This is a genomic window from Parasaccharibacter sp. TMW2.1890 (genome assembly GCF_023337645.1).
In the GTDB taxonomy this organism is placed as follows: domain Bacteria; phylum Pseudomonadota; class Alphaproteobacteria; order Acetobacterales; family Acetobacteraceae; genus Bombella; species Bombella apis.
The window spans coordinates 1-20,687 of the sequence record NZ_NWUV01000005.1 but is presented as its reverse complement, the minus strand read 5'-3'; the positions used below and the strand labels follow the sequence as shown (position 1 = coordinate 20,687).

Genomic DNA, 20,687 nt, shown 5'->3' with positions numbered 1-20,687 from the left:
GTCATGCGCATCCTTGTGGCCATGTCTGGTGGGGTGGACAGTTCCGTGGTGGCAGCCCTGCTGAAGCGGCAGGGCCATGAGGTCATCGGAGCAACCCTCCAGCTTTACGACCATAGCGGTCCGGCAAAGCCTGGGGCCTGCTGTGCTGGACGGGACATCATGGATGCCCGCATGGTCGCCGAGCGTATCGGCTTTCCCCATTACGTCATCGATGCGGAGAGCCGCTTCCGGGAAAGTGTGATCGAGAGTTTTGCCGATTCCTACGCTCGGGGGGAGACCCCCGTTCCCTGTGTGGCCTGCAATCAGGGGGTTAAATTCACGGACCTCCTGAACATGGCCCGGGACCTCGGCTGTGAGGCCATGGCAACCGGTCATTACGTACGTCGGCTGGAAGGCCCGGAAGGTGTGGAGATGCACCGTCCGGTGGACCGGGACCGGGACCAGAGCTGGTTCCTGTTTGCCACGACCCGTGAGCAGCTGGAGTTCCTGCGCTTCCCGCTGGGCGAGATGCCCGACAAAGCCCATGTGCGTGCTCTGGCGGAGGAGCTGGGGCTGGATGTGGCCACCAAGCGGGACAGCCAGGATATCTGCTTTGTCACGAACGGCTCCTATGCCGGGCTGGTGGAGAAGATGCGGCCGGAGATTGAAGGGCCGGGTGACATTGTGGCTGAAGACGGGACCGTGCTGGGCCGTCATGAGGGCATTGCCCGTTATACGGTTGGCCAGAGCCGTCGTCTGGGGGATATTCATACGGGGACGGGGGAGCGCCAGATGGTCACGGCCATTGATGTGCCCTCCCGCCGCATCATTGTTGGCCCCCGCCGGAAGGTGACCAGTGATGAAGGCCGCCGGACCGTTCGCCTGCGGGATATGAACTGGTTGATTGACGCCCCGGCAGAGGGTGTGCGCTGTGGTGTACAGCTGCGGGCACGGGAAGGGCTGCGGCAGGCCCTGGTGCGGCCCCTGGAGGGGAACCGGGCCGAGGTGCAGCTGGATGAACCCGCCCTGCCAGCCCCTGGTCAGGCCTGCGTGATGTATGAGGGTGACCGTGTTCTGGGGGGTGGTTTCATCCTTGCCTGAGGGGATGAAACATACTGTTTCCCCAAGCCTTCACACAATATTTATCCAGCCCTTCGGGAGGGTTGTTCCGTCTTGCAGGGGCGGTCGATTGAAGCGGAGGGACGGACATTCCTTGCCGTGCTGCCTTTCTGACATTCGGAAACGTTTCGTAACCCGAATATAATTTGTGCGAATCGCATTTTTGGATATGGACAACACCCCATGTTTCATGGTCTGGCTGGAGATAGAGAAGTTCCTTCTCCTCTAACAACAGGAAGTGGTTGTCACGCGATCAGCTTGAAGGTTTGCTATGGCTTATTTTGCACGTCATTTTGGTTCATTGCCGGAACGTTCTGCTCTGCGGAAGGCCATCGCCGAGAAGATCCGGTATCCAGAGCAGGAGTGTGTGGAAGCGCTTCTTCCCGCCGCTGAACTGAAACCTGACGAGGAGATCGTGGCTGGCAAGGTGGCCCTTGCTCTGGCCCGCAATCTGCGTGACCACCGTCGGCCCGGTCTGGTTGAGACGCTGGTGCAGGAATTCAGCCTTGGTTCCGCCGAAGGTGTGGCACTGATGAGCATGGCCGAGGCCCTGCTGCGTACTCCTGATCACGCAACCCGGGATGCTCTGATCCGGGATCAGGTTAGTGTCGGTGACTGGCTGTCCCATATGGGGCGTGACAGTGGGCTGATCATCAATGCTGCCTCTTGGGGGCTTGATGTCACGAGCCGTCTTGTATCCCCCAAAAAGCGCATGGGGGCGATTCATGACCTGCTGCGCAAACGGGGTGAGCCGGTTGTCCGCAAAGCCGTGCAGTTTGCCATGCAGATGATGGGCCAGCAGTTCGTGCTGGGCCAGACCATCGAGGGGGCGCTGAAGGATTCCCACAAGCGGCAGGCCCAGGGCTTCAACTACTCTTACGACATGCTGGGTGAGGCAGCGCTGGACCGTAACGATGCCGAGAGGTATCAGGCCTCCTACCATGCCGCTCTGGAGGCGATCGGCTCCATGGCCAGGGGCAACACGGTTTATGAGCGCCCCGGCCTGTCCATCAAGCTGTCTGCCCTGCATCCTCGCTACGAGCGTGCCAAGCGTGAGCGTGTGATGGGTGAGCTGCTGCCGACGGTCAAGGCACTGGCCGTACGTGCCAAGCATTACAATCTCGGCCTGAACATTGACGCTGAAGAAAGCGAACGTCTGGATCTGTCCCTGGATATTCTGGACGCACTCTGCCGTGACCCGGAGCTGGCCGACTGGGATGGCATCGGTTTTGTTGTGCAGGCCTATGGCCGCCGTGCCGCTGCCGTATTGGATTACATCATCGCTCTTGGCCGTGAGACGCACCATCGCATCATGGTCCGCCTCGTCAAGGGGGCCTATTGGGATACCGAGCTGAAAAAGGCCCAGATTGATGGTGTGCCGGATTTCCCGGTTTTCACCCGCAAATGTCATACGGATGTCAGCTATATCGCCTGTGCCCGCAAGCTGCTGGCCGCTGGTGATGCCGTTTTCCCCCAGTTTGCCACGCATAACGCCCGCACGGTGGCGTCCATCTACGCCATGGCTGGCCGGGACTTCCACGAGGGGCAGTACGAGTTCCAGTGCCTGCATGGCATGGGCGAGGCTCTTTATGAAAGCGTCGTAGGGCAGAAACATCTGGGTCGCCCCTGTCGCATTTATGCCCCGGTCGGAACCTATGACACGCTGCTGGCCTATCTGGTCCGCCGCCTGCTGGAGAATGGAGCCAATTCGTCCTTTATCAATCTTCTGGGAGATTCGAAGATTTCCCTGGAGAAGCTGGTGGAGGACCCGGTCAAGACAACCCGGTCCTACACTCCGGTTGGGGCCCCTCATGCCGAGATCAGCAAGCCGCTCGACATGTTTGAGCCTGACCGCCACAATTCGAAGGGCATGGACCTGAATGATGATCTCGTTCTGGCCCGCCTTGGAAAGGGGCTTGAGGGACTGCCGGAGCATTATGAGGCGGCTCCGCTGGTTCCGGGCCTTGGCAAGGCCGAACGCCCTGTCCACCCGGTGACGAACCCGGCGGAGCGGAGTGACCAGGTCGGGACAGTGACATTCGCCGTGCCAGAGGATGTCACTCGTGCTGTGGATGTTGCTGAGGGAGCTTTCGAGGAGTGGGCAGCCCGGTCCCCTGATGATCGTGGCGCCATTCTTGAGCGTGCGGCCGACCTGCTTGAGGAACGCTACATCGCCTATATGGGGCTGGCTGTCCGGGAGGCTGGCAAGTCCTATCCCAATGCCGTAGCTGAGGTACGGGAAGCGATCGACTTTCTCCGGTACTATGGCGGGACGGTCCGGCGTGAGTTCAGCAGCAAGACCCACCTCCCATTGGGGACAGTTGTCTGCATCAGCCCCTGGAACTTCCCGCTGGCCATTTTCCTTGGGCAGGTCTCTGCCGCTCTGGCCGCTGGTAATACCGTTCTGGCCAAACCGGCAGAAGAAACGCCGCTGATCGCCATGGAGGCCGTCAAGCTTCTGCATGAGGCTGGCGTGCCGGAAGAGGTCCTGCAACTCCTGCCGGGTGAGGGTGATGTCGGTGCTGCCATGGTGGCGGACAAGCGCATCGCTGGTGTGCTCTTTACCGGTTCCACGGTTGTGGCGCAGATCATTGCCCGCCAGCTGACTGGCCGTCTCGGGCGCAATGGGCAGCCTGTGCCGCTCGTGGCGGAGACGGGTGGCCTGAACGCCATGGTGGTTGATTCTTCGGCCCTGCCGGAACAGGTGGTGAAGGACATCGTTGCCTCCGCTTTCGACAGTGCCGGCCAGCGCTGTTCCGCCCTGCGTGTTCTCTGCGTGCAGGACGATGCAGCCGATCGCATCATTTCCCTCCTGAAGGGCGCCATGGAAGAATTGCGGATCGGCATCCCGGCCAAGCTGGCCACGGATGTCGGGCCGGTCATCAGTGAAGTGGCCCGCAAGGGAATTGTCGATCACATTGAGGCGCTGCGTGGCCGTAACCATCCGGTCTTCCAGGCGCCGGTCGTGAAGGACGAAACGGCTGACGGCACCTTTGTTCCGCCGACACTGATCGAGGTCAATGCGATCGCTGATGTGGGGGGTGAAATCTTTGGCCCGGTGCTGCATGTGCTGCGTTACCAGCGTGAAGAGCTGGAGGCCCTGATCACCCGTAGCAATGCGGGCGGCTATGGGCTGACCTTCGGCGTGCATAGCCGTGTTCCGTCCCGGATCGACTATCTGGTCGAGCGTGTCGAGGCTGGGAACATCTACGTCAACCGCAACATTGTCGGGGCGATTGTCGGTGTCCAGCCGTTTGGTGGTCATGGCCTCTCAGGGACTGGCCCCAAGGCAGGTGGTCCTCTGGCCCTGCGTCGGCAGCTCGCCCATGCGCCCCGTACGCTGCTGGCCAAACCGGACGCCATGCCTGCCATGGCACGGTCCTGGCTGTTGTGGCTGGGAACGGATGACCGTGAGCTGGTCCGTGAGGTGACGCCATGGATGGATCATGGCCTGCTGGATTGCCGTCTGGAGCTTCCTTCTCCTGTAGGTGAGCGGAATACGTACAGGCTTGAGCCCCGTGGCCGTGTGCTGGTTGTGGCAGAGACACCTACCGGCCTGAAGCGTATGATCAGCTATGCGATCAGCTGCGGGAATGAGGTCGTGGCGCTGGCTGCTCCTGCGGTCATTGCCTCTCTGGATACGCTGCCTGATGTTCTGCGGGAGGTGATCAAGCCGGCAAATTCTCTGGGGGATGTGGAAAAATGTTCCGTCATCCTGACGGAGACCATCAATGAAGGGCTGTGGCAGATCGTTGCAGACCATCTGAAGAACCCGGATGCACCTGTTCCGCTGGTCTATTGGGCTGACAGTGTGACGTTGCAGCCGGAAGCCCTGTTGCAGGAGCGGGTGGTCAGCGTCAATACGGCAGCTGCCGGTGGCAATGCCGAGTTGATGACACTGAGCTGACAGGCTGAAAGGGAGCCGGGCTGACAGGGTCAGCCCGGTGTTCCGGGCATGTTGTGTCTGTAAATGAAAGAACGGGTGGAGGAGCCATGCTCTTCCACCCGTTCTTTCATGTTGGGATATGGAGTCTGCCTCGGGGAGAAGAGCCCTTCAGGTCGGGATCTTCGTTTTGGGCAGCGGCAGGCAGCCATCTGGTGTGGTAGCCCGCAGGAAATTGGCCAGCTCCCGGAAGGATGTTGCCCGTGGGTCGGATGGACGCCAGACGAGGCTGATGGTCCGGCGGGCTTCGCTCTCACTCAGCTCCCGGACTGTCACAAGGCCGTCAAATTCCTGCCGGTTGTTCAGGGCCAGACGGGGAATGAGGGAGAAACCTTCTCCGGCGCCGATCATGTGCCAGAGCATTTCCAGACTGGTGGCCAGACGCTGGTCCTGCGAGCGGAAATTGCTGGGGCAGAGGGAGAGGGCCTGGTCCCGCAGGCAATGTCCGTCTTCCAGCAGCAGCAGGTCCGGCCGAGCCAGGTCGGCAATGGACAGATTCTTCTTGGTGGCCAGCTCATGGTCTTTGGGGAATACCGCCAGGAAAGGTTCCTGAAAGAGCGGTGCATGTTCCAGTGTTTCGGTAGCAGCCGTGGGTGCCATGAAGGCAACATCCAGATCGCCCTGCCGGAGAGCCTGTACCAGATTGGGCGTGGTGTTCTCATTCAGCCTCAGGCCCAGCTGGGGGTACTTCTGGCGCAGGCGGGGCAGAAGGCCGGGGATGTAGTACGGCCCGAGAGTGGGAATGACGCCGATATGCAGGAGGCCGTCCAGCGGTCCTGTATGGGCCCGGGCGACTTCCAGCAGATTGCGGGCTGAGGCCAGCACATCCCGCCCCAGGGCGATGAGGCGCTCACCTTCCGGTGTGGGAGCCACATGCCGACGGGAGCGTTCGAACAGGGTGACATTGAGAAGCTGCTCCAGCTTTCTCACCTGCTCGGACAGCCCCGCCTGACTGACCCCGCAACGCTCAGCTGCACGGGAAAAGTTGCGCAGGTCATCAACTGCGACGACGTACTCGATGTCCCGAAGGGACAGACCGGAAAGAGGAACGTAGGACATAAGGATACCAATAAGCTGAGTTGGAGGCAGGGCCAAGGGAAAAAGACTGGAATCGCATAAGGATTGATAATGATTCTCAATTATACTGATAACAACCCTCAATTAGACGGTTTCAGAGCCGTGGGCTAGAAGGTGAACATGCTTGACATTCCCAAGGTTGGGCTGTCCCTTTGAGGGGACATCCGCAGGCCCTGCGGAAGTCTACAATTCTGAAAGTGAATGAGGAGGTTTCCATGCCTGCTATTGGTTCCGAGATTAAGCCGTTTACTGCCCAGGCTTTCCGTGATGGCAAGTTCCTTCAGGTCTCTGATGCAGACCTGCGTGGCAAGTGGTCCGTCGTGTTCTTCTACCCGGCTGACTTCACCTTTGTCTGCCCGACAGAGCTGGAAGACCTCGCCGAGAACTATGAGACCTTCCAGAAGATGGGTGTCGAGGTCTTCGGTGTCTCCACAGACAAGCACTTCACCCACAAGGCATGGCACGACACGTCCCCGGCCATCGGCAAGGTGCAGTACACCATGATCGGTGACCCGTCTGGCGACATCGCCCGCAACTTCGATGCTCTGCGTGCCGATGGCAGCCACACGGCTGACCGCGCCACGTTCCTGATCGACCCGGAAGGCAAGATCCAGTACATCGAGATCACCTCCGAGGGTGTGGGCCGTAGCGCTGCCGAGCTGCTCGACAAGATCCGTGCTGCCCAGTACATCGCTGCTCACCCGGGTGAAGTCTGCCCGGCCAAGTGGAAAGAGGGTGGCGACACGGCAACCCTGAATCCGTCCCTGGACCTAGTCGGCAAGATCTGATCACGTCCTGAAAACGGGAAGTATGGTGGGGGGCCTCTCCCCACCGTTGAGGGGAGGCGTGCTGCGTTGTGGTGCGCCTCCTTTTTCATGGGGCCGATTCCCCGGTCTGCCAGACCCTGAGCACCAGAGATTCTGGAGAGAGAATTCATGCTGAACGACGAACTCAAAGGCCAGCTGAGAGGGTACCTCCAGCATCTGCGCCACAACATCATTCTTGTTGCCTCCCTTGATGAGGGCGACAAGTCCCGTGAGATGAAAGAATTTCTTAACGAAATTTCCGAACTCTCTGATAAGGTTTCCTATCAGGAAGGTGGCAATGACGTCCGTCGCCCGTCTTTCCTGATCCGTGCCGCAGATTCAGATGTTCAGGTCTGCTTTGCGGGCATCCCGATGGGCCACGAGTTTACGTCTCTGGTACTGGCCCTGCTTCAGGTTGGTGGTCACCCGCCGAAGGTCGAGGCTGAACAGGTTGCGCAGATCAAGGCCCTGAAGGGTGATTTCCATTTCGAGACCTATTTCTCCCTGTCCTGCCACAACTGCCCGGATGTCGTTCAGGCCCTGAACACGCTGAGCGTGCTCAACCCCAACATCCGCCACACGGCCATTGATGGTGCCCTGTTCCAGGATGAGGTGAACGAGCGTGATGTGCGTTCCGTCCCTCAGGTGTTCCTGAACGGTGAGCGTTTCTCCACCGGTCGCATGGAACTGCCGGAGATTCTGGCCAAGATCGATACTGAAGGTGCTGCCAAGGCTTCCGAGAAGCTGAATGACGAGGCGCCGTTCGACACGCTGGTGATCGGGTCTGGTCCGGCTGGCTGTGCCGCCGCCATCTACACGGCCCGCAAGGGTGTCCGCACTGGTCTGCTGGCTGAGCGCTTCGGTGGTCAGGTCATGGATACGGCTGGCATCGAGAACTTCATCTCCGTACCGGAGACCGAAGGTCCGGCCCTTGCCAAGAATCTGGAGCAGCATGTTCGCAGCTATGATGTCCGTGTCATCACGGCACAGCGTGCTGCCAAGCTGATCCCGGCCGAGAAGGAAGGTGGCCTGCACGAGATCGTGCTGGAGAGCGGTGCCCACCTGAAGGCCCGTACCATCATCGTGGCAACAGGTGCCCGCTGGCGTCAGCTGAACGTGCCGGGTGAGGAAGAATACCGCACACGGGGCGTCGCCTACTGCCCGCATTGTGATGGTCCGTTCTTCAAGGGCCGTCCGGTTGCTGTTGCCGGTGGTGGCAACAGTGGCGTGGAAGCCGCCATCGACCTCGCCGGTATCGTGTCCCATGTGACGCTGCTTCAGTATGACCCTGTGCTGACGGCTGATGAGGTCCTTCAGAACAAGGTCCGCAGCCTGCCGAATGTCGATATCGTGGTGAACGCCCGCACGACCGAGATCCGTGGTGATGGCCGCAAGATGACCGGCCTGAGCTGGCAGGATGTCAAGGATGGCAGCGAGCACAGCATCGACGTGGACGGCATCTTCGTCCAGATCGGCCTGCTGCCGAACACGGATTGGTTGAAGGGTGGCATCGAGATGTCCCGCATCGGTGAGATCGGCATTGACGAGCGTTGCCGTACCTCCATCCCCGGTGTGTTTGCTGCCGGTGATGCCACGACGGTGCCGTACAAGCAGATCATTGTGGCGATGGGTGAGGGTGCCAAGGCTGCCCTGTCTGCCTTTGACCACATCATCCGTGTCCCGGCTGCTTCCTGAGGGAACATCTGATAGGCCCGGGCTGCTTCTGATGCGGCAGTCTGGGTGACTGGATGAAGAGACCGGCCTGTTTCAGGCCGGTCTTTTTTGTTTATGGTTGAAAAAGGTCCGGCTGGGGCTGGAGGTCCATGAGGCCCAGTGTTGAAAGCTGGCTGTGATGCAGCAGATGGACACCGGTGGCATGGGCCAGCTGCCGGGCTGGGCGGGTATAGCCAGCGTTGGAGACGACAGCTGCATACTGGGCCTGACGGTGCTGCCGGGCTGTGAAAATTTCCTGGACAGCCTTGTTCCCGACCGGCCTGCCATAGAGTTTGCATTGTATGACGAGCCGGACTCCGCTCTGCTCGGCAATGATGTCCATGCCCTGGTCTGCCCCCGGTGGTGTGGTGCGTGCCTGCCATCCGGCCTGGCGCAGCAGTCCGGCGCAGAAACGTTCATAATCCAGCGGGTCCATGGTGGCGGTGAACTGCCGTGGTGTGGTGCTGCTCCCGGCGGCGGCTGGGGGAGGAGATGTCCTGTTGTGTTTGAGAAGGATTTTTACCACACGGCTGATGCGGCGGAGGGTCCGCCGCCGCAGGGAGGGCCATATGTCAGCCAGATTTTCCTGCATCAGGCAGGTGAGAAGGATGCTCTGGCAGAAATAGTCCAGCTCCCTGTGCCAGCGTTGTTTGTCCACGACGCCATAATGGTTTTCGGTCAGGCAGGCCTGTTGGCGTTGCGCCAGTGTATGCTGATGCCGGGCAATGAGCTGGCAGAGAAGCTGCCAGGCCTTGCGCCTGCGTCGCACACGATGGCGGTACTGGAGAAACAGGACTAGGAAAAAGCCGAGGAGAAGTGCATCCGCGGGAAGGATGGCAATACCATGCCCGGGCAGGAAGGAGGGTGTTACGCTGCCGTGGTGAAGTGCTGGGGGCAGTGGACCGGAGCGGGGAAAAAAACCACCATCCGGTTGTCCCGCCATGTCCGCCTTCGATCCTGTGTAGGGGAAGCTGGTGCCGACACTCGGAATTGAACCGAGGACCTACTGATTACGAATCAGTTGCTCTACCCCTGAGCTATGTCGGCATCGGGTTGAGCCTATACAGAAAAATGAGGTGACAGGCAACGGTGTATGTAAAATATTTATGGATAACGGCCTGAAAGGGGTTGCAGACCCCTCTCTGGCGGCGCAAGAGGGGTGGATGTTCAGAAAAGATCATTTTCACAAAGGATTGTGGAGCCAGGGCGGAGCCTGTTCCTTCTTGCGGCATGATGTGGACCAGCCCGCACTCAAGGTGGTGGCCGGGGTGGATGAATGTGATGTCTGTGGTCTCTTCCAGCATGTTCCTCACCTGCGGCCAGGACATGTTCTGAGCTGCGCCCGTTGCGGAAATACCATGGCACGACGGCGCAGGACTTCGGAGATTGGCGGCCCGCTGGTCTTCTGCCTTTCAGCTCTGGCGCTGTATATCGTGCTGCTGGTCAGCCCGCTCATGACGCTCAACATCTACGGGCGGGAGAACATGGTCACCCTCATGAGCGGCCCGTTGGAAATGGCCCGGCAGGGTTATGGGAGCATTGCCATACTGGTGGCTCTGGCCAGCGTGCTCATGCCTGGCATCGTGCTCGTCTGCATGACGCTGATTCTTTATGGTGCGTCCCGGGATGAAATGCCCCGTTGGGTCCGCCCCCTGCTGGCCTGGTATGAAAAGCTGCGCCCGTGGTCCATGGTCGAGGTGTACGTCATCGGCCTGCTCGTGGCCTATACCAAGCTGGTTGATCTGGCCCTGGTCATCCTGCAACCGGGTGTGTACCTGCTCGGGGGGCTGATGGTGATGATGGCAGCCATGGATTCGGCCTTTGATGCCGACATGATATGGAGGCACAGGTCCGTCACCAGGCGCCCTGGTCTGGGCATATACATGGCGGAGGGGCGTGCCCTGCCGCCGGAGAAGCACATGCTGTCCTGCCATGCCTGTGGACTGGTTTTTGTTGCCCGTGGCCCGGTGGATGATGAGCGTGACATGGGGGATTGCCCCCGTTGTGGGCAGATACTGCGGCGGCGCAAGCGGAACAGCCTTCAGGCGGCCATGTGTTTTCTGGTGGCGGCTTTCATTTTCTACATTCCGGCCAACATGCTGCCGGTCATGGCCTTCGTGAAGGTTGGGCACGGACACCCCAGCACCATCATTTCTGGAGTGATCCAGCTTTGGGAGGCTGGCCTTTACTTTCTGGCTCTGCTGGTGCTTTTTGCCAGCATCACCGTGCCGGTCCTCAAGGTGTTCCTGCTGGCCCTGATGATTGGCTGTGAATGTCGGGGCAGGGCCTCTCACAAGGCGCTGAAGCGTCTGACAGGCCTTTACAAGGTCGTGGTGTTCATTGGTCGCTGGTCGATGATTGACGTGTTCATGATCTCCATTCTGGCGGCTGTGGTCCGGTTCGGCTTCATGGCGAGCGTGACGGCCGAGCTGGGTGTGGTCTTCTTTGCTCTTGTGGTTGTGTTAACTATTTTTGCCGCAGACCTGTATGATCCCCGGCGTATGTGGGATGCTGCAGGCTATAACCGGCAGGGTCTGGGCCACTCCAGGCAGGGTGGAGAAGAGGATGTGACGGAATTACGGGATATGGAGCCTGAAAAAGCGTGAGAGATGAGCATCTGAAGCGACATTCCGAAGGTGGACATGGGGCAGAGGCCAATGTCCGGCTGCCACGGTTTTCCGTGCTCTGGATCATTCCCATCCTTGCTCTGCTGATTGCCGGATGGTTGGCCTGGAGGCACTTTGCCACCATGGGGCCGAGCATTGTCGTCTCCTTTGATGCTGCTGATGGCATTGTTCCGGGGCAGACGCAGGTCAAGAACAAGGCGGTGAACCTGGGTGTGGTGCAGGGCGTAGCCCTGAGCCCGGACATGACCCATGCTGATGTGACCATCCAGATGAGTGGCATCGATCCTCGGGCGCTCAATGAGCATACCCGGTTCTGGGTTGTCAGCCCGCGCATCAACGGGGCCAGCATCACGGGGCTGGATACGCTTTTTTCTGGCGCCTATATCGCCATGGACCCGGGCAAACCGGCGGGAGGCCATTACCAGACCCATTTTAAGGGTCTGGAAACGCCTCCCGGTATCCGCTCGGACAAACCGGGCAGCACATATTGGCTGGTTTCGTCCACCTTGGAATCCCTCGGGGCCGGGGCTCCCATTTTCTACCGGGACATACAGGTGGGGGAAATCCTTGGCTATACCATGCCGCCTGGTGGAGAGGGGCCTCTTTTGATCAAGGCCTTCGTGAAGGCTCCCTATGATCGTTATCTGAGGGCTGACAGCCGGTTCTGGAATGTATCGGGGATGCAGATAGGTTTTGGAGCCGGGGGCATGAATGTTCGCCTCCAGTCATTCCAGGCTCTTCTTTCCGGTGGGGTGGCGTTTGGTCGTCCTGACAGTGCACAGACTGAGGATACGCCGCCTGCGGTGGCCAATTCCGTTTTCCATCTCTACAAGACAAAGGAGGATGCGGATAATGCCCGTTATCGTCACAAGGTCCCTGTTCTGACCTATGTCGATACAGCTGTGGCTGGTCTGACGGAAGGCAGCAAGGTGACGATGTTCGGTCTTCAGGTCGGACAGGTGACAGGTGTGCATCTGGAGTTGGGAGGTAATAAACGTGGTCACGCTCCCCGTGTCCGGGTGGAGATGCAGCTTGAACCTGAGCGTGTGATTGCTGACGATGAGCAGGATTCCGCCCGGAAGAGCGATCTGCTGGGCAGTTTTGTGGCTGAAGGGATGCGTGCATCTGTCCAGAATGTCAGTTTTCTGACAGGGGAGGCCATGATTGCCCTGTCTTTTGCGCCTGACAAGACGCATGACGGGCAGCAGATAACGTTTGAGAATGGTGTAGCCGTGATTCCAAGCCAGCCCGGCGGCATGGACAGCATCCTCCAGTCAGTGTCCACCATCACGGACAAGATTGCGGCCATGCCGCTGCCCCAGATCGGTGACCATCTGAACGAGATTCTCGCTCATGGTGATGAACGTCTCAGAAGCCCCGAGGTCACACGGGCCATGGCCGGCCTGAGTGGCTCTCTGGTCTCGCTGAACCATCTGCTGGACCATGCGGATGAGCATCTTCCAGAGCTGATGGTCAATCTGAATGGCACACTGGCGCAGGCCCGTACGATGCTGTCCTCCTATGGGGGCAATCCGGACTTCCGCAGAAATCTTGAAGAGCTGATTGTCCAGCTGACACGGATGTCCCGCTCTTTCCATCTTCTGGCGGACTATCTGGACCATCATCCATCATCTCTCATTACCGGTCGGGGGCCCTGATCCATGAAGCGTTTTTTCCACCCTTCCTTCGTGCGTTCATGTGGGCTGCTGGGAGCTGTCTGCCTGGGAGGTGTTCTGTTGGCCGGGTGCAGCAGTACACCTACGACCTATTATGTTCTGGCACCGCAGACCGGGCCAGTGGCGTCCCCTGTGATACAGGCGGCCCTGCCACAGGCCATTGAGGTGCTTACCCCATCCATCACCTCCCGGCTGGATCGGGATGGTCTTTTGAGGGTGATGCAGGATGCCCAGGATCATATGGTGCCTGCTGCTGCTTGGAGTGAGCCGCTCGGCGAGATGCTTGGTCATGCCCTGGCAGCCAACCTGAGGCAGCGCCTGCCCGGCCATGTGCTGTTTTCCCAGAATGATTCTGTGGCCGTGACGGCTGGAGCCTATCTGGAGCTGAGCCTGTCCCGGTTTGAGCAGGATGTATCTGGTCATGCTGTCATTACTGGTGTGCTGTCTGCCCACAGGGCAGGGGCGCCAGATTCACAGGCTCGTGCAGTGAATGTGCAGTGGGTATCTCCGCAGCCTGTCGGAACGAAGCCAGCCGACATGGTACGGGTTCTGGCGGAAGGTGTGGGAGTACTGTCCGACCAGGCCATCCAGCTTCTGTATTCGCTACCGGCACTGCCGGTCCATGAGGAGGCCTCCAGCCTGTAACGGAACAGGGCTTCTGCCTGATGGGGAAACCCTGTACGGCCTCTGGAAGGCTGTACGGGGTTTTTTCATGCCTTCATGAATGAGAAGGGGAAGCCATAAAAAAACCACCCGCTTCAGACCATGAAGGGGTGGTTTCTTTGGAAAGGAACGAAGGCCCTTCCTTCAGAGTTTTTCGACCTGATTGTAGTCCAGATCCACCGGTGTGGAGCGGCCAAAGATGGAGACGCTGACCTTGAGGCGCTGGTTCTCCGTATCGACTTCTTCGACACTGCCATTGAAGGATGTGAAAGGCCCATCGGAAACCCGCACCTGCTCGCCAATCTCGAAAGACAAGCTGGAGCGGGGACGCTCGACACCTTCCTGAGCCTGCTGGAGAATCCGCTTGGCTTCAGCATTGCTGATGGGCGTTGGCTGGTTGTTGCGTGTACCCAGAAAGCCCGTCACTTTCGGTGTGTCCTTGACGAGATGCCAGGCACGGTCCGTCAGTTCCATTTTGACCAGAACATAACCGGGGAAGAATTTGCGTTCCGTGTTCACCTTGCGGCCACGACGGACCTCGGTCACTTCCTCGGACGGTACCAGAATTTCTTCGAACTGATCGCTCAGCCCCTTCTTTTCGGCCTGTTCACGGATATGATCGGCAATCTTCTTCTCGAAGCCTGAATAGACATGCACAACGTACCAGCGTTTTGCCATGATGCTGCTTTAGCCTCCGATGCCTAAGATTTTGCTGATCCCCAGGCCGATCAGCTGATCGACGACGAAAAAGAAAATACAGGTGGCGACGACCATGGCCAGCACGGCACCTGTTGTAATGATGGTATTGCGACGCGTCGGCCACGTAACACGTCTGGCCTCGGCACACACATCTGAAAAATATCTACGAAGGCTGAATCCTGGGCCTTTCTGGGCCGGAGGCATCTTCGGTGAATTGCCTTTCGGCTTTGTGACCGACACCATTATCCTCAAATCTATCTCGGCCCGAGCCCTGTCACCCGGGTAAGGCAGTCAGGCGGGCAGGGTATGACGTGGCAGGGGTGGAGGGTCTCGAACCCCCAACCTCCGGTTTTGGAGACCGGCGCTCTAGCCAATTGAGCTACACCCCTTCAGGGTCGAATCGACCTGCGACCGTCCGCCCCTCAGGGCTTGACGATGGGCAGGAAAAGATAACGACAGGCCCATAAAGTCAAGCACTATCTCCAAGAAAATGAAAAAACCTTTCACATCTGCAGGGTGGGGTGAATCCCCCCTTGTCTTGCTCTGGGAGAGCGGTTATATCTCCAGCCCGAAACAGAGCGGGCGTAGCATAATGGCTAATGCAGTAGCCTTCCAAGCTTCTGATGAGGGTTCGATTCCCTTCGCCCGCTCCAGTCTCCTGAAAAATTGACACTCTGCGCATGGGCCTCGCCATCTATCCATCTAGTAAATGGATGGAACGGGGGCTGCTTGGTGCTGGAGTCCGCGGGCATTGCATCCCTGCCATGCTGGCCGGTTCCACCGGTGTTGTGGGCCGTGGCCCGGTTGGTCCTCTGGTTGCGCTGGAGGGCCCCGCCGTGTTAGTGGACATGGACGAAACACTGGCCGGGTTCCGGCTCTGGGACGCCGTGCTGTCACGCAGCATGTTCCGGGGCATGCCGGTTGGGTTGTGCCGGGAAACCGGTCGTGAAAGCAGAACCTCATGAAGACGGAATGAACCCGTGACGGTTGCACAGGAAAAGCAGATCAGGGCGCCAGGCGAAGTGGCGCAGCGTTATGCCCGGGCCTTTGAGGACTATCTCTCGGACAGCAGACAGGACAAGGCCACCGTGCTGGAGCAGGTGCGGGCGCTGCGAAAGGCCATCGCCCAGCTGCCGGACCTGCGTACCGCTCTGGCGGATCCCCGGCTCGACATCAGCCAGACGGAAAAACTGGTGAAAGCCCTTGGCTCCGCTCTCGGGCTTGGTGAGGCCCTGCAGCGGTTTGTTGGCTTCATTGCCCATCAGCGCCGTCTGTCTGGCCTGGATGAAATCCTGTCAGCCGTCCTTCTTCTGGACGCCCGCCAGCGTGGCGAGGTGCGTGTGGAAGTGACGACTGCCCGTCCAATGGAAGATGGGCAGCGTGAAAGCCTCCGTGCCAGCCTCCAGCAGGCCGGGTATGCCAATATTGCCATGACTGAACATGTTGATCAAACCCTGCTTGGGGGTATGGTTGTGCGTGTTGGTTCAGTTCTTTTTGATACATCGATCGCCGGGCGTCTGGCCCGTCTGCAGAACGCCATGAAGGGAGCCGCGTGATGGAGATCCGTCCCGCCGAGATTTCAGAAATTCTCAAGCAGCAGATCGCGTCCTTTGATCAGCCTGCCGCTGTTTCAGAGACAGGGACCGTTCTGTCCATTGGGGATGGGATTGCCCGCGTTTATGGTCTGACCAATGTTCAGGCCGGTGAAATGGTCGAGTTCGAGGGGAGTGGCGTGCGTGGCATGGCTCTCAACCTCGAGAGCGACAGCGTTGGTGTCGTCATTTTCGGTGAGGGTGACCTCATCAGCGAAGGTGATACCGTGCTGCGCACCGGCAAGGTTGTGGAAGTTCCCGTCGGCAAGGGGCTTCTGGGGCGTGTCGTGGATGCTCTGGGCAACCCGATTGATGGCCGTGGTCCGCTGGAGAATGTCGAATATCGTCGTGCTGATGTCCGGGCTCCGGGTATCATGCCCCGTCAGTCCGTCAGTGAGCCGATGCAGACCGGCATCAAGGCCATTGATGCCCTCGTGCCGATCGGGCGCGGGCAGCGTGAGCTGGTGATTGGTGACCGTCAGACAGGTAAGACCGCCATCCTGATCGACACCATCGTGGCCCAGAAGGGTGTCAATGCCGAGGGTGACCCGAAGAAGTCCCTGTACTGCATCTATGTTGCTGTCGGGCAGAAGCGGTCCACGGTGGCCAACCTTGTGCGCAAGCTGACAGAAGCTGGTGCGATGGATTACTCCATCGTCGTGGCTGCCACGGCCTCCGATGCTGCCCCGATGCAGTATCTGGCTCCTTATTCTGCTTCTGCCATGGGTGAGTATTTCCGGGATAACGGGATGCACTCCCTGCTCTGTTATGATGACCTCTCCAAGCAGGCTGTGGCCTATCGCCAGATGTCCCTGCTGCTGCGCCGTCCGCCGGGGCGTGAGGCTTTCCCGGGTGACGTGTTCTACCTGCACTCCCGCCTGCTGGAGCGCTCCGCCAAGATGTCCGAAGAGTTCGGTGCCGGGTCCATGACGGCCCTGCCGGTGATCGAGACACAGGCTGGTGACACGTCCGCCTACATTCCGACCAACGTTATTTCCATTACGGATGGTCAGATCTTCCTTGAAACTGACCTGTTCTACAAGGGTATTCGCCCGGCCGTGAACGTGGGTGGGTCCGTGTCCCGCGTGGGGTCGGCTGCGCAGATCAAGGCCATGAAGCAGGTTGCCGGTACCATCAAGCTGGAGCTGGCCCAGTATCGTGAGATGGCTTCCTTTGCCCAGTTTGCCTCTGACCTTGATCCGGCAACACGCCGTCAGCTGGATCGTGGTGCCCGCCTTGTGGAGCTGCTGAAGCAGCCGGAAACCTCCCCGCTGGCTGTTGAGGAGCAGGTGGCTGTTCTGTACGCTGGAACCCGTGGCTATCTGGATTCCGTGGCAGTCAACCAGGTGACGTCCTATGAGGCTGCCCTCCTGGAGGAGCTGCGCAACGGTGGCAAGAGTGTTCTGGCCAGGATCCGTACCGAGCAGAAGCTGACACCGGAGATCGAGGGTGAGCTCAAGTCCCTGCTTGAGGCCTTCAGCAAACGTTTTTCAGCCTGAGGGTTGTAGCTCATGCCTTCATTGAAAGAACTGCGCGGAAGGATTGCGGGGGTCAAATCGACCCGCAAGATCACGAGCGCAATGAAAATGGTCGCTGCCTCAAAGCTGAGGCGCGCCCAGAATCAGGCCGAGGCAGCCCGCCCCTATGCTGATACCATGCGGCGTATGATGAGCGAGCTGGCAGCGGCATCGCAGGGGATGGACCCTTCCACCCTGCCGCCGCTTCTGGCTGGCACGGGACGGGACAATGTGCATCTTCTCATTGTTCTGACGTCCGATCGTGGACTGGCCGGTGGCTTCAATGCCAACATCATCCGTGCTGCCCGTCAGCAGATCGAGGACCTTCTGGCGCAGGGTCGTACCGTGCGTCTGCTGCCCGTTGGCCGCAAGGGCGCTGAGATCTTCAGGCGCTATTATCCGGACATGGTTGTGGATTCGCTCCACAACAAGGCGGGGACCCAGCAGGATGCTTATGCCCTTGCCCAGGATCTGGCGAAACGTGTTGCCGATCTGGTCGAGGGTGGGGAGATTGATGCCTGCACCCTGATGCGCAACCGCTTTGTCAATGCGATGACCCAGACGCCACAGGCCCTAGGTCTTGTTCCTCTGCCTGTTGCGGAGAATGACAATGCCGGGGAGAAGAGGACAGACGGCGCTGTCTACGAGTTTGAGCCTGATGAAGGCCACCTTCTTGCACAGCTTCTGCCACGCAATCTGCTTGTGCAGTTTTATGCTGCCGTGCTGGAGAGCGCTGCCGGTGAGCAGGGTGCCCGTATGACGGCCATGGATAATGCCAGCCGCAATGCGAGCAAGGCCATCGAGCGTCTGTCGCTCCGGTATAACCGGACACGTCAGGCCAATATTACTAACGAGCTGATCGAAATCATTTCCGGCGCAGAAGCCGTCTGAGATCATGCAGGAGAGAAATCTGATGTCTGAGGAACTCAACCGCTCTGCTGAAAATGCCGGTGTTGGTGTTGGACGGATCACCCAGATTCGTGGCCCGGTGGTGGATGTCCAGTTTACGGACAAGCTGCCGCATATTCTGAATGCCCTTCATGTCATGAATGGTGATCAGACGGTCGTGCTGGAAGTTGCGCAGGAAATTGGTGAGCGTCAGGTCCGTTGCATCGCCATGGAAGGGACTGATGGTCTCGTTCGTGGTGCTGAGGTGACCGATACGGGCAGCCAGATCACCGTGCCGGTTGGTCCGGCTACTCTGGGCCGCATCATCAATGTCATTGGTGAGCCGGTCGATGAGAAGGGGCCGATCAAGACGGAAACCCGCTTCCCGATCCACCGCCCCGCTCCCTCCTTTGAGGAACAGGCTGCCAATACCGAAATTCTGGTGACAGGTATCAAGGTGATCGACCTTCTCTGCCCGTATCTGAAGGGTGGTAAGATTGGTCTGTTTGGTGGTGCCGGCGTGGGTAAGACCGTCATCATTCAGGAGCTCATCAACAACATCGCCAAGGCGCATGGTGGTGTGTCCGTGTTTGCCGGTGTGGGTGAGCGTACCCGCGAGGGGAACGACCTGTATTACGAAATGCAGGGTGCCGGTGTTATCAAGATTGATGAGAACGGTCATACTGACGGTTCCAAGGTGGCACTGGTCTATGGCCAGATGAACGAGCCGCCGGGTGCCCGCGCCCGTGTGGCCCTGACGGGTCTCTCCGTGGCCGAGTACTTCCGTGATGTGGAAGGTCAGGACGTCCTCTTCTTCGTGGACAACATCTTCCGCTTCACGCAGGCTGGTTCCGAGGTCTCCGCTCTTCTGGGTCGTATCCCGTCTGCTGTGGGCTATCAGCCGACACTGGCAACGGAGATGGGTGCCCTTCAGGAGCGTATTACCTCCACGAAGAAAGGGTCCATCACCTCCGTTCAGGCCGTGTACGTGCCAGCCGATGACCTTACCGATCCGGCTCCAGCTGCTACCTTCGCTCACCTTGATGCCACGACGGTTCTGAACCGTTCCATCGCTGAGATGGGCATCTATCCGGCTGTGGATCCGCTGGATTCGACCTCCCGCTCTCTGGACCCCAAGATTGTGGGGCAGGAGCATTACGAGGTGGCCCGTGCTGTCCAGAGCACGCTCCAGAACTATAAGGAGCTTCAGGACATCATCGCCATTCTCGGCATGGATGAGCTGTCCGAGGAGGATAAGCTGGTGGTGGGCCGTGCTCGCCGCATCCAGCGCTTCCTGTCGCAGCCTTTCCATGTGGCGGAGGTCTTCACGGGGTCTCCGGGCAAGCTGGTGTCTCTGGAAGATACCGTGCGGTCCTTCAAGGCCGTTGTAAACGGTGAGTGCGATGACCTGCCTGAGGGTGCCTTCTACATGGTTGGCGCCATTGAAGAGGCGCAGGCGAAAGCCGAGAAGATGAAGCAGGAGGGCTGATCCATGCCGCTTCGCACCGAAATCGTCAGCCCGGAAAGACGCTATACGGACCGTGAGGTCGATATGGTTGTTGTTCCGGGTACGGAAGGGGACATTGCGGCCATGCCTGGCCGTGCCCCGTTGCTGTTGCAGCTTCGTGGTGGGGTGATCACTCTCTACAAGGACGACCAAGTTCTGGAACGCTGCTTCGTCACGGGTGGTTTTGTCGACATGACAGCGGATCACTGCACGATTCTTGCCGATTCGGTGCGGGCGCTTGAAGACCTGTCCATTGATGATGCCAGCCAGACGCTGGATGAGCTGAAGAATCAGTGGACAAGGGTTGGCCCTGATGAGGTTGAGCTTCAGGAAAGCTTGGGACGTCAGATTCAGGCTGCCCGTGCGGAGATTGAGGTTGCTGAAAAGGTGAAGCAGCACGATCTCAAGTCTCTTTGAAGCCTTCTTGGTCTCAGACTGTTTTGGGAAAGCCGGTCTCCTTTCAAAGGGGACCGGCTTTTTCTTTTCCATGTTCGATTCTTTTTGGTGGGGTGATTCGCCGGGGGGTGTGTTTTTGGGGTTGGGTGGCGGTTTTCTGGGGTTTTTGGGGGTTATGTGAAGAAACTTTGAGAAAGTTTCGGGAATCGTGTTGACCGTATGGGGGTGGGTGCGTATAAGCCCATTCACCGGCGGCGCTGGAGCGGAAGTTTCGGGGCGGCTGGGGTGGTCATTGACAAGAGAATATGGGTTATAAAGTAGAGACTGGAAGGGATATGTTGGCGGCGTTTTCGTTAGCGAAGGCTGATGGAAGACGGAAGCTGATGTATCTGACTTTAAGTTTGATGCGTTGAATTAAGCTGGATGTTTTATTCTGTTGGTCTGGATTGAACCTGAGAGTTTGATCCTGGCTCAGAGCGAACGCT

Annotated in this window: 17 protein-coding genes and 3 tRNA genes; 14 read left to right on the top strand and 6 right to left on the bottom strand. The window is 59.0% G+C overall.

The features are described from left to right. The first annotated feature begins 3 nt into the window (after positions 1 to 3). Together mnmA and putA are read left to right on the top strand one after the other, a co-directional pair. Positions 4 to 1,080 carry a tRNA 2-thiouridine(34) synthase MnmA gene (gene mnmA, locus CPA54_RS08875; RefSeq protein WP_043559613.1) on the top strand — a complete coding sequence of 359 codons (1,077 nt, stop codon included), beginning with the start codon at positions 4 to 6 and terminating at the stop codon, positions 1,078 to 1,080. 289 nt (positions 1,081 to 1,369) lie between these two features. Beyond that, positions 1,370 to 5,005, top strand: coding sequence for a bifunctional proline dehydrogenase/L-glutamate gamma-semialdehyde dehydrogenase PutA (putA, locus tag CPA54_RS08870; RefSeq protein ID WP_086431851.1), 3,636 nt, complete (start codon positions 1,370 to 1,372; stop codon positions 5,003 to 5,005). A gap of 147 nt (positions 5,006 to 5,152) precedes the next feature. On the opposite strand, the gene CPA54_RS08865 is transcribed toward putA, so the two are convergent. Then, positions 5,153 to 6,100 (bottom strand): hydrogen peroxide-inducible genes activator, encoded by a 948-nt coding sequence (locus CPA54_RS08865; protein ID WP_043559608.1) that lies wholly within the window; start codon positions 6,098 to 6,100, stop codon positions 5,153 to 5,155. 233 nt (positions 6,101 to 6,333) lie between these two features. Between CPA54_RS08865 and ahpC the strand changes: the two genes are divergently transcribed. Together ahpC and ahpF are read left to right on the top strand one after the other, a co-directional pair. Beyond that, entirely contained in the window at positions 6,334 to 6,906 is a 573-nt protein-coding gene (gene ahpC / locus CPA54_RS08860) for an alkyl hydroperoxide reductase subunit C (protein ID WP_043559605.1), read from the top strand. 147 nt (positions 6,907 to 7,053) lie between these two features. Next, a complete protein-coding gene (gene ahpF, locus CPA54_RS08855; RefSeq protein WP_043559602.1) occupies positions 7,054 to 8,619 on the top strand; it encodes an alkyl hydroperoxide reductase subunit F in 1,566 nt (521 codons plus the stop codon). Between the two features lie 91 nt (positions 8,620 to 8,710). Here ahpF and CPA54_RS08850 read toward each other — a convergent pair whose 3' ends face one another. Continuing rightward, positions 8,711 to 9,580 carry a restriction endonuclease gene (locus tag CPA54_RS08850; protein WP_249086154.1) on the bottom strand — a complete coding sequence of 290 codons (870 nt, stop codon included), beginning with the start codon at positions 9,578 to 9,580 and terminating at the stop codon, positions 8,711 to 8,713. Between the two features lie 29 nt (positions 9,581 to 9,609). Next, positions 9,610 to 9,684: transfer RNA gene (locus CPA54_RS08845), tRNA-Thr, on the bottom strand. 116 nt (positions 9,685 to 9,800) lie between these two features. Here CPA54_RS08845 and CPA54_RS08840 point away from each other — a divergent pair. Genes CPA54_RS08840 through CPA54_RS08830 form a run of 3 tightly spaced genes read left to right on the top strand, consistent with a single transcriptional unit; the run spans position 9,801 to position 13,585 of the window. Continuing rightward, positions 9,801 to 11,243: a paraquat-inducible protein A gene (locus tag CPA54_RS08840; protein ID WP_081562561.1), complete on the top strand. Its 1,443-nt coding sequence runs from the start codon at positions 9,801 to 9,803 to the stop codon at positions 11,241 to 11,243. After that, positions 11,240 to 12,922 (top strand): MlaD family protein, encoded by a 1,683-nt coding sequence (locus CPA54_RS08835; protein WP_249086153.1) that lies wholly within the window; start codon positions 11,240 to 11,242, stop codon positions 12,920 to 12,922. Before CPA54_RS08840 ends, CPA54_RS08835 begins: the two co-directional genes overlap by 4 nt. A 3-nt stretch (positions 12,923 to 12,925) precedes the next feature. Further along, positions 12,926 to 13,585, top strand: coding sequence for a membrane integrity-associated transporter subunit PqiC (locus CPA54_RS08830; RefSeq protein WP_086442251.1), 660 nt, complete (start codon positions 12,926 to 12,928; stop codon positions 13,583 to 13,585). A 162-nt stretch (positions 13,586 to 13,747) separates the two neighbouring features. Here CPA54_RS08830 and nusG read toward each other — a convergent pair whose 3' ends face one another. The 3 genes from nusG to CPA54_RS08815 form a co-directional block, all read right to left on the bottom strand. Continuing rightward, positions 13,748 to 14,281 carry a transcription termination/antitermination protein NusG gene (gene nusG / locus CPA54_RS08825; protein ID WP_043559594.1) on the bottom strand — a complete coding sequence of 178 codons (534 nt, stop codon included), beginning with the start codon at positions 14,279 to 14,281 and terminating at the stop codon, positions 13,748 to 13,750. A gap of 9 nt (positions 14,282 to 14,290) precedes the next feature. Continuing rightward, positions 14,291 to 14,545 carry a preprotein translocase subunit SecE gene (gene secE / locus CPA54_RS08820; protein WP_081562558.1) on the bottom strand — a complete coding sequence of 85 codons (255 nt, stop codon included), beginning with the start codon at positions 14,543 to 14,545 and terminating at the stop codon, positions 14,291 to 14,293. A gap of 69 nt (positions 14,546 to 14,614) precedes the next feature. Continuing rightward, positions 14,615 to 14,691 (bottom strand) — tRNA-Trp (locus CPA54_RS08815). A gap of 189 nt (positions 14,692 to 14,880) precedes the next feature. On the opposite strand from CPA54_RS08815, the gene CPA54_RS08810 reads away from it, so the two are divergent. From CPA54_RS08810 to atpC, 7 genes are all read left to right on the top strand, one after another. Beyond that, positions 14,881 to 14,955, top strand: a tRNA-Gly gene (locus CPA54_RS08810). A 27-nt stretch (positions 14,956 to 14,982) separates the two neighbouring features. Then, positions 14,983 to 15,267, top strand: a complete 285-nt coding sequence (locus CPA54_RS08805) for a hypothetical protein (protein WP_143539988.1) — start codon at positions 14,983 to 14,985, stop codon at positions 15,265 to 15,267. Between the two features lie 15 nt (positions 15,268 to 15,282). Further along, positions 15,283 to 15,858: an ATP synthase F1 subunit delta gene (atpH, locus tag CPA54_RS08800; RefSeq protein WP_081562556.1), complete on the top strand. Its 576-nt coding sequence runs from the start codon at positions 15,283 to 15,285 to the stop codon at positions 15,856 to 15,858. After that, positions 15,858 to 17,393 carry a F0F1 ATP synthase subunit alpha gene (atpA, locus tag CPA54_RS08795; RefSeq protein ID WP_043559586.1) on the top strand — a complete coding sequence of 512 codons (1,536 nt, stop codon included), beginning with the start codon at positions 15,858 to 15,860 and terminating at the stop codon, positions 17,391 to 17,393. Before atpH ends, atpA begins: the two co-directional genes overlap by 1 nt. A gap of 12 nt (positions 17,394 to 17,405) precedes the next feature. After that, on the top strand, positions 17,406 to 18,302 hold the full coding sequence (locus CPA54_RS08790) for a F0F1 ATP synthase subunit gamma (RefSeq protein WP_043559583.1): 897 nt from the start codon (positions 17,406 to 17,408) through the stop codon (positions 18,300 to 18,302). Positions 18,303 to 18,324: 22 nt separating this feature from the next. After that, positions 18,325 to 19,788 carry a F0F1 ATP synthase subunit beta gene (gene atpD / locus CPA54_RS08785; RefSeq protein WP_043559688.1) on the top strand — a complete coding sequence of 488 codons (1,464 nt, stop codon included), beginning with the start codon at positions 18,325 to 18,327 and terminating at the stop codon, positions 19,786 to 19,788. A gap of 3 nt (positions 19,789 to 19,791) precedes the next feature. Continuing rightward, on the top strand, positions 19,792 to 20,223 hold the full coding sequence (gene atpC / locus CPA54_RS08780) for an ATP synthase F1 subunit epsilon (protein ID WP_043559580.1): 432 nt from the start codon (positions 19,792 to 19,794) through the stop codon (positions 20,221 to 20,223). The last annotated feature ends 464 nt before the right edge of the window (positions 20,224 to 20,687 follow it).

What these genes read in the sequence shown, in the direction of transcription:
- atpC (WP_043559580.1), top strand. Translation starts at nt 19,792, where the DNA reads ATGCCGCTTCGCACCGAAATCGTCAGCCCGGAAAGACGCTATACGGAC.
- putA (WP_086431851.1), top strand. Translation starts at nt 1,370, where the DNA reads ATGGCTTATTTTGCACGTCATTTTGGTTCATTGCCGGAACGTTCTGCT.
- atpD (WP_043559688.1), top strand. Translation starts at nt 18,325, where the DNA reads ATGTCTGAGGAACTCAACCGCTCTGCTGAAAATGCCGGTGTTGGTGTT.
- atpA (WP_043559586.1), top strand. Translation starts at nt 15,858, where the DNA reads ATGGAGATCCGTCCCGCCGAGATTTCAGAAATTCTCAAGCAGCAGATC.
- CPA54_RS08850 (WP_249086154.1), bottom strand. Translation starts at nt 9,580, where the DNA reads ATGGCGGGACAACCGGATGGTGGTTTTTTTCCCCGCTCCGGTCCACTG.
- CPA54_RS08805 (WP_143539988.1), top strand. Translation starts at nt 14,983, where the DNA reads ATGGGCCTCGCCATCTATCCATCTAGTAAATGGATGGAACGGGGGCTG.
- CPA54_RS08790 (WP_043559583.1), top strand. Translation starts at nt 17,406, where the DNA reads ATGCCTTCATTGAAAGAACTGCGCGGAAGGATTGCGGGGGTCAAATCG.
- CPA54_RS08865 (WP_043559608.1), bottom strand. Translation starts at nt 6,100, where the DNA reads ATGTCCTACGTTCCTCTTTCCGGTCTGTCCCTTCGGGACATCGAGTAC.
- CPA54_RS08840 (WP_081562561.1), top strand. Translation starts at nt 9,801, where the DNA reads ATGTTCAGAAAAGATCATTTTCACAAAGGATTGTGGAGCCAGGGCGGA.
- ahpF (WP_043559602.1), top strand. Translation starts at nt 7,054, where the DNA reads ATGCTGAACGACGAACTCAAAGGCCAGCTGAGAGGGTACCTCCAGCAT.
- CPA54_RS08830 (WP_086442251.1), top strand. Translation starts at nt 12,926, where the DNA reads ATGAAGCGTTTTTTCCACCCTTCCTTCGTGCGTTCATGTGGGCTGCTG.
- nusG (WP_043559594.1), bottom strand. Translation starts at nt 14,281, where the DNA reads ATGGCAAAACGCTGGTACGTTGTGCATGTCTATTCAGGCTTCGAGAAG.
- ahpC (WP_043559605.1), top strand. Translation starts at nt 6,334, where the DNA reads ATGCCTGCTATTGGTTCCGAGATTAAGCCGTTTACTGCCCAGGCTTTC.
- mnmA (WP_043559613.1), top strand. Translation starts at nt 4, where the DNA reads ATGCGCATCCTTGTGGCCATGTCTGGTGGGGTGGACAGTTCCGTGGTG.
- secE (WP_081562558.1), bottom strand. Translation starts at nt 14,545, where the DNA reads ATGGTGTCGGTCACAAAGCCGAAAGGCAATTCACCGAAGATGCCTCCG.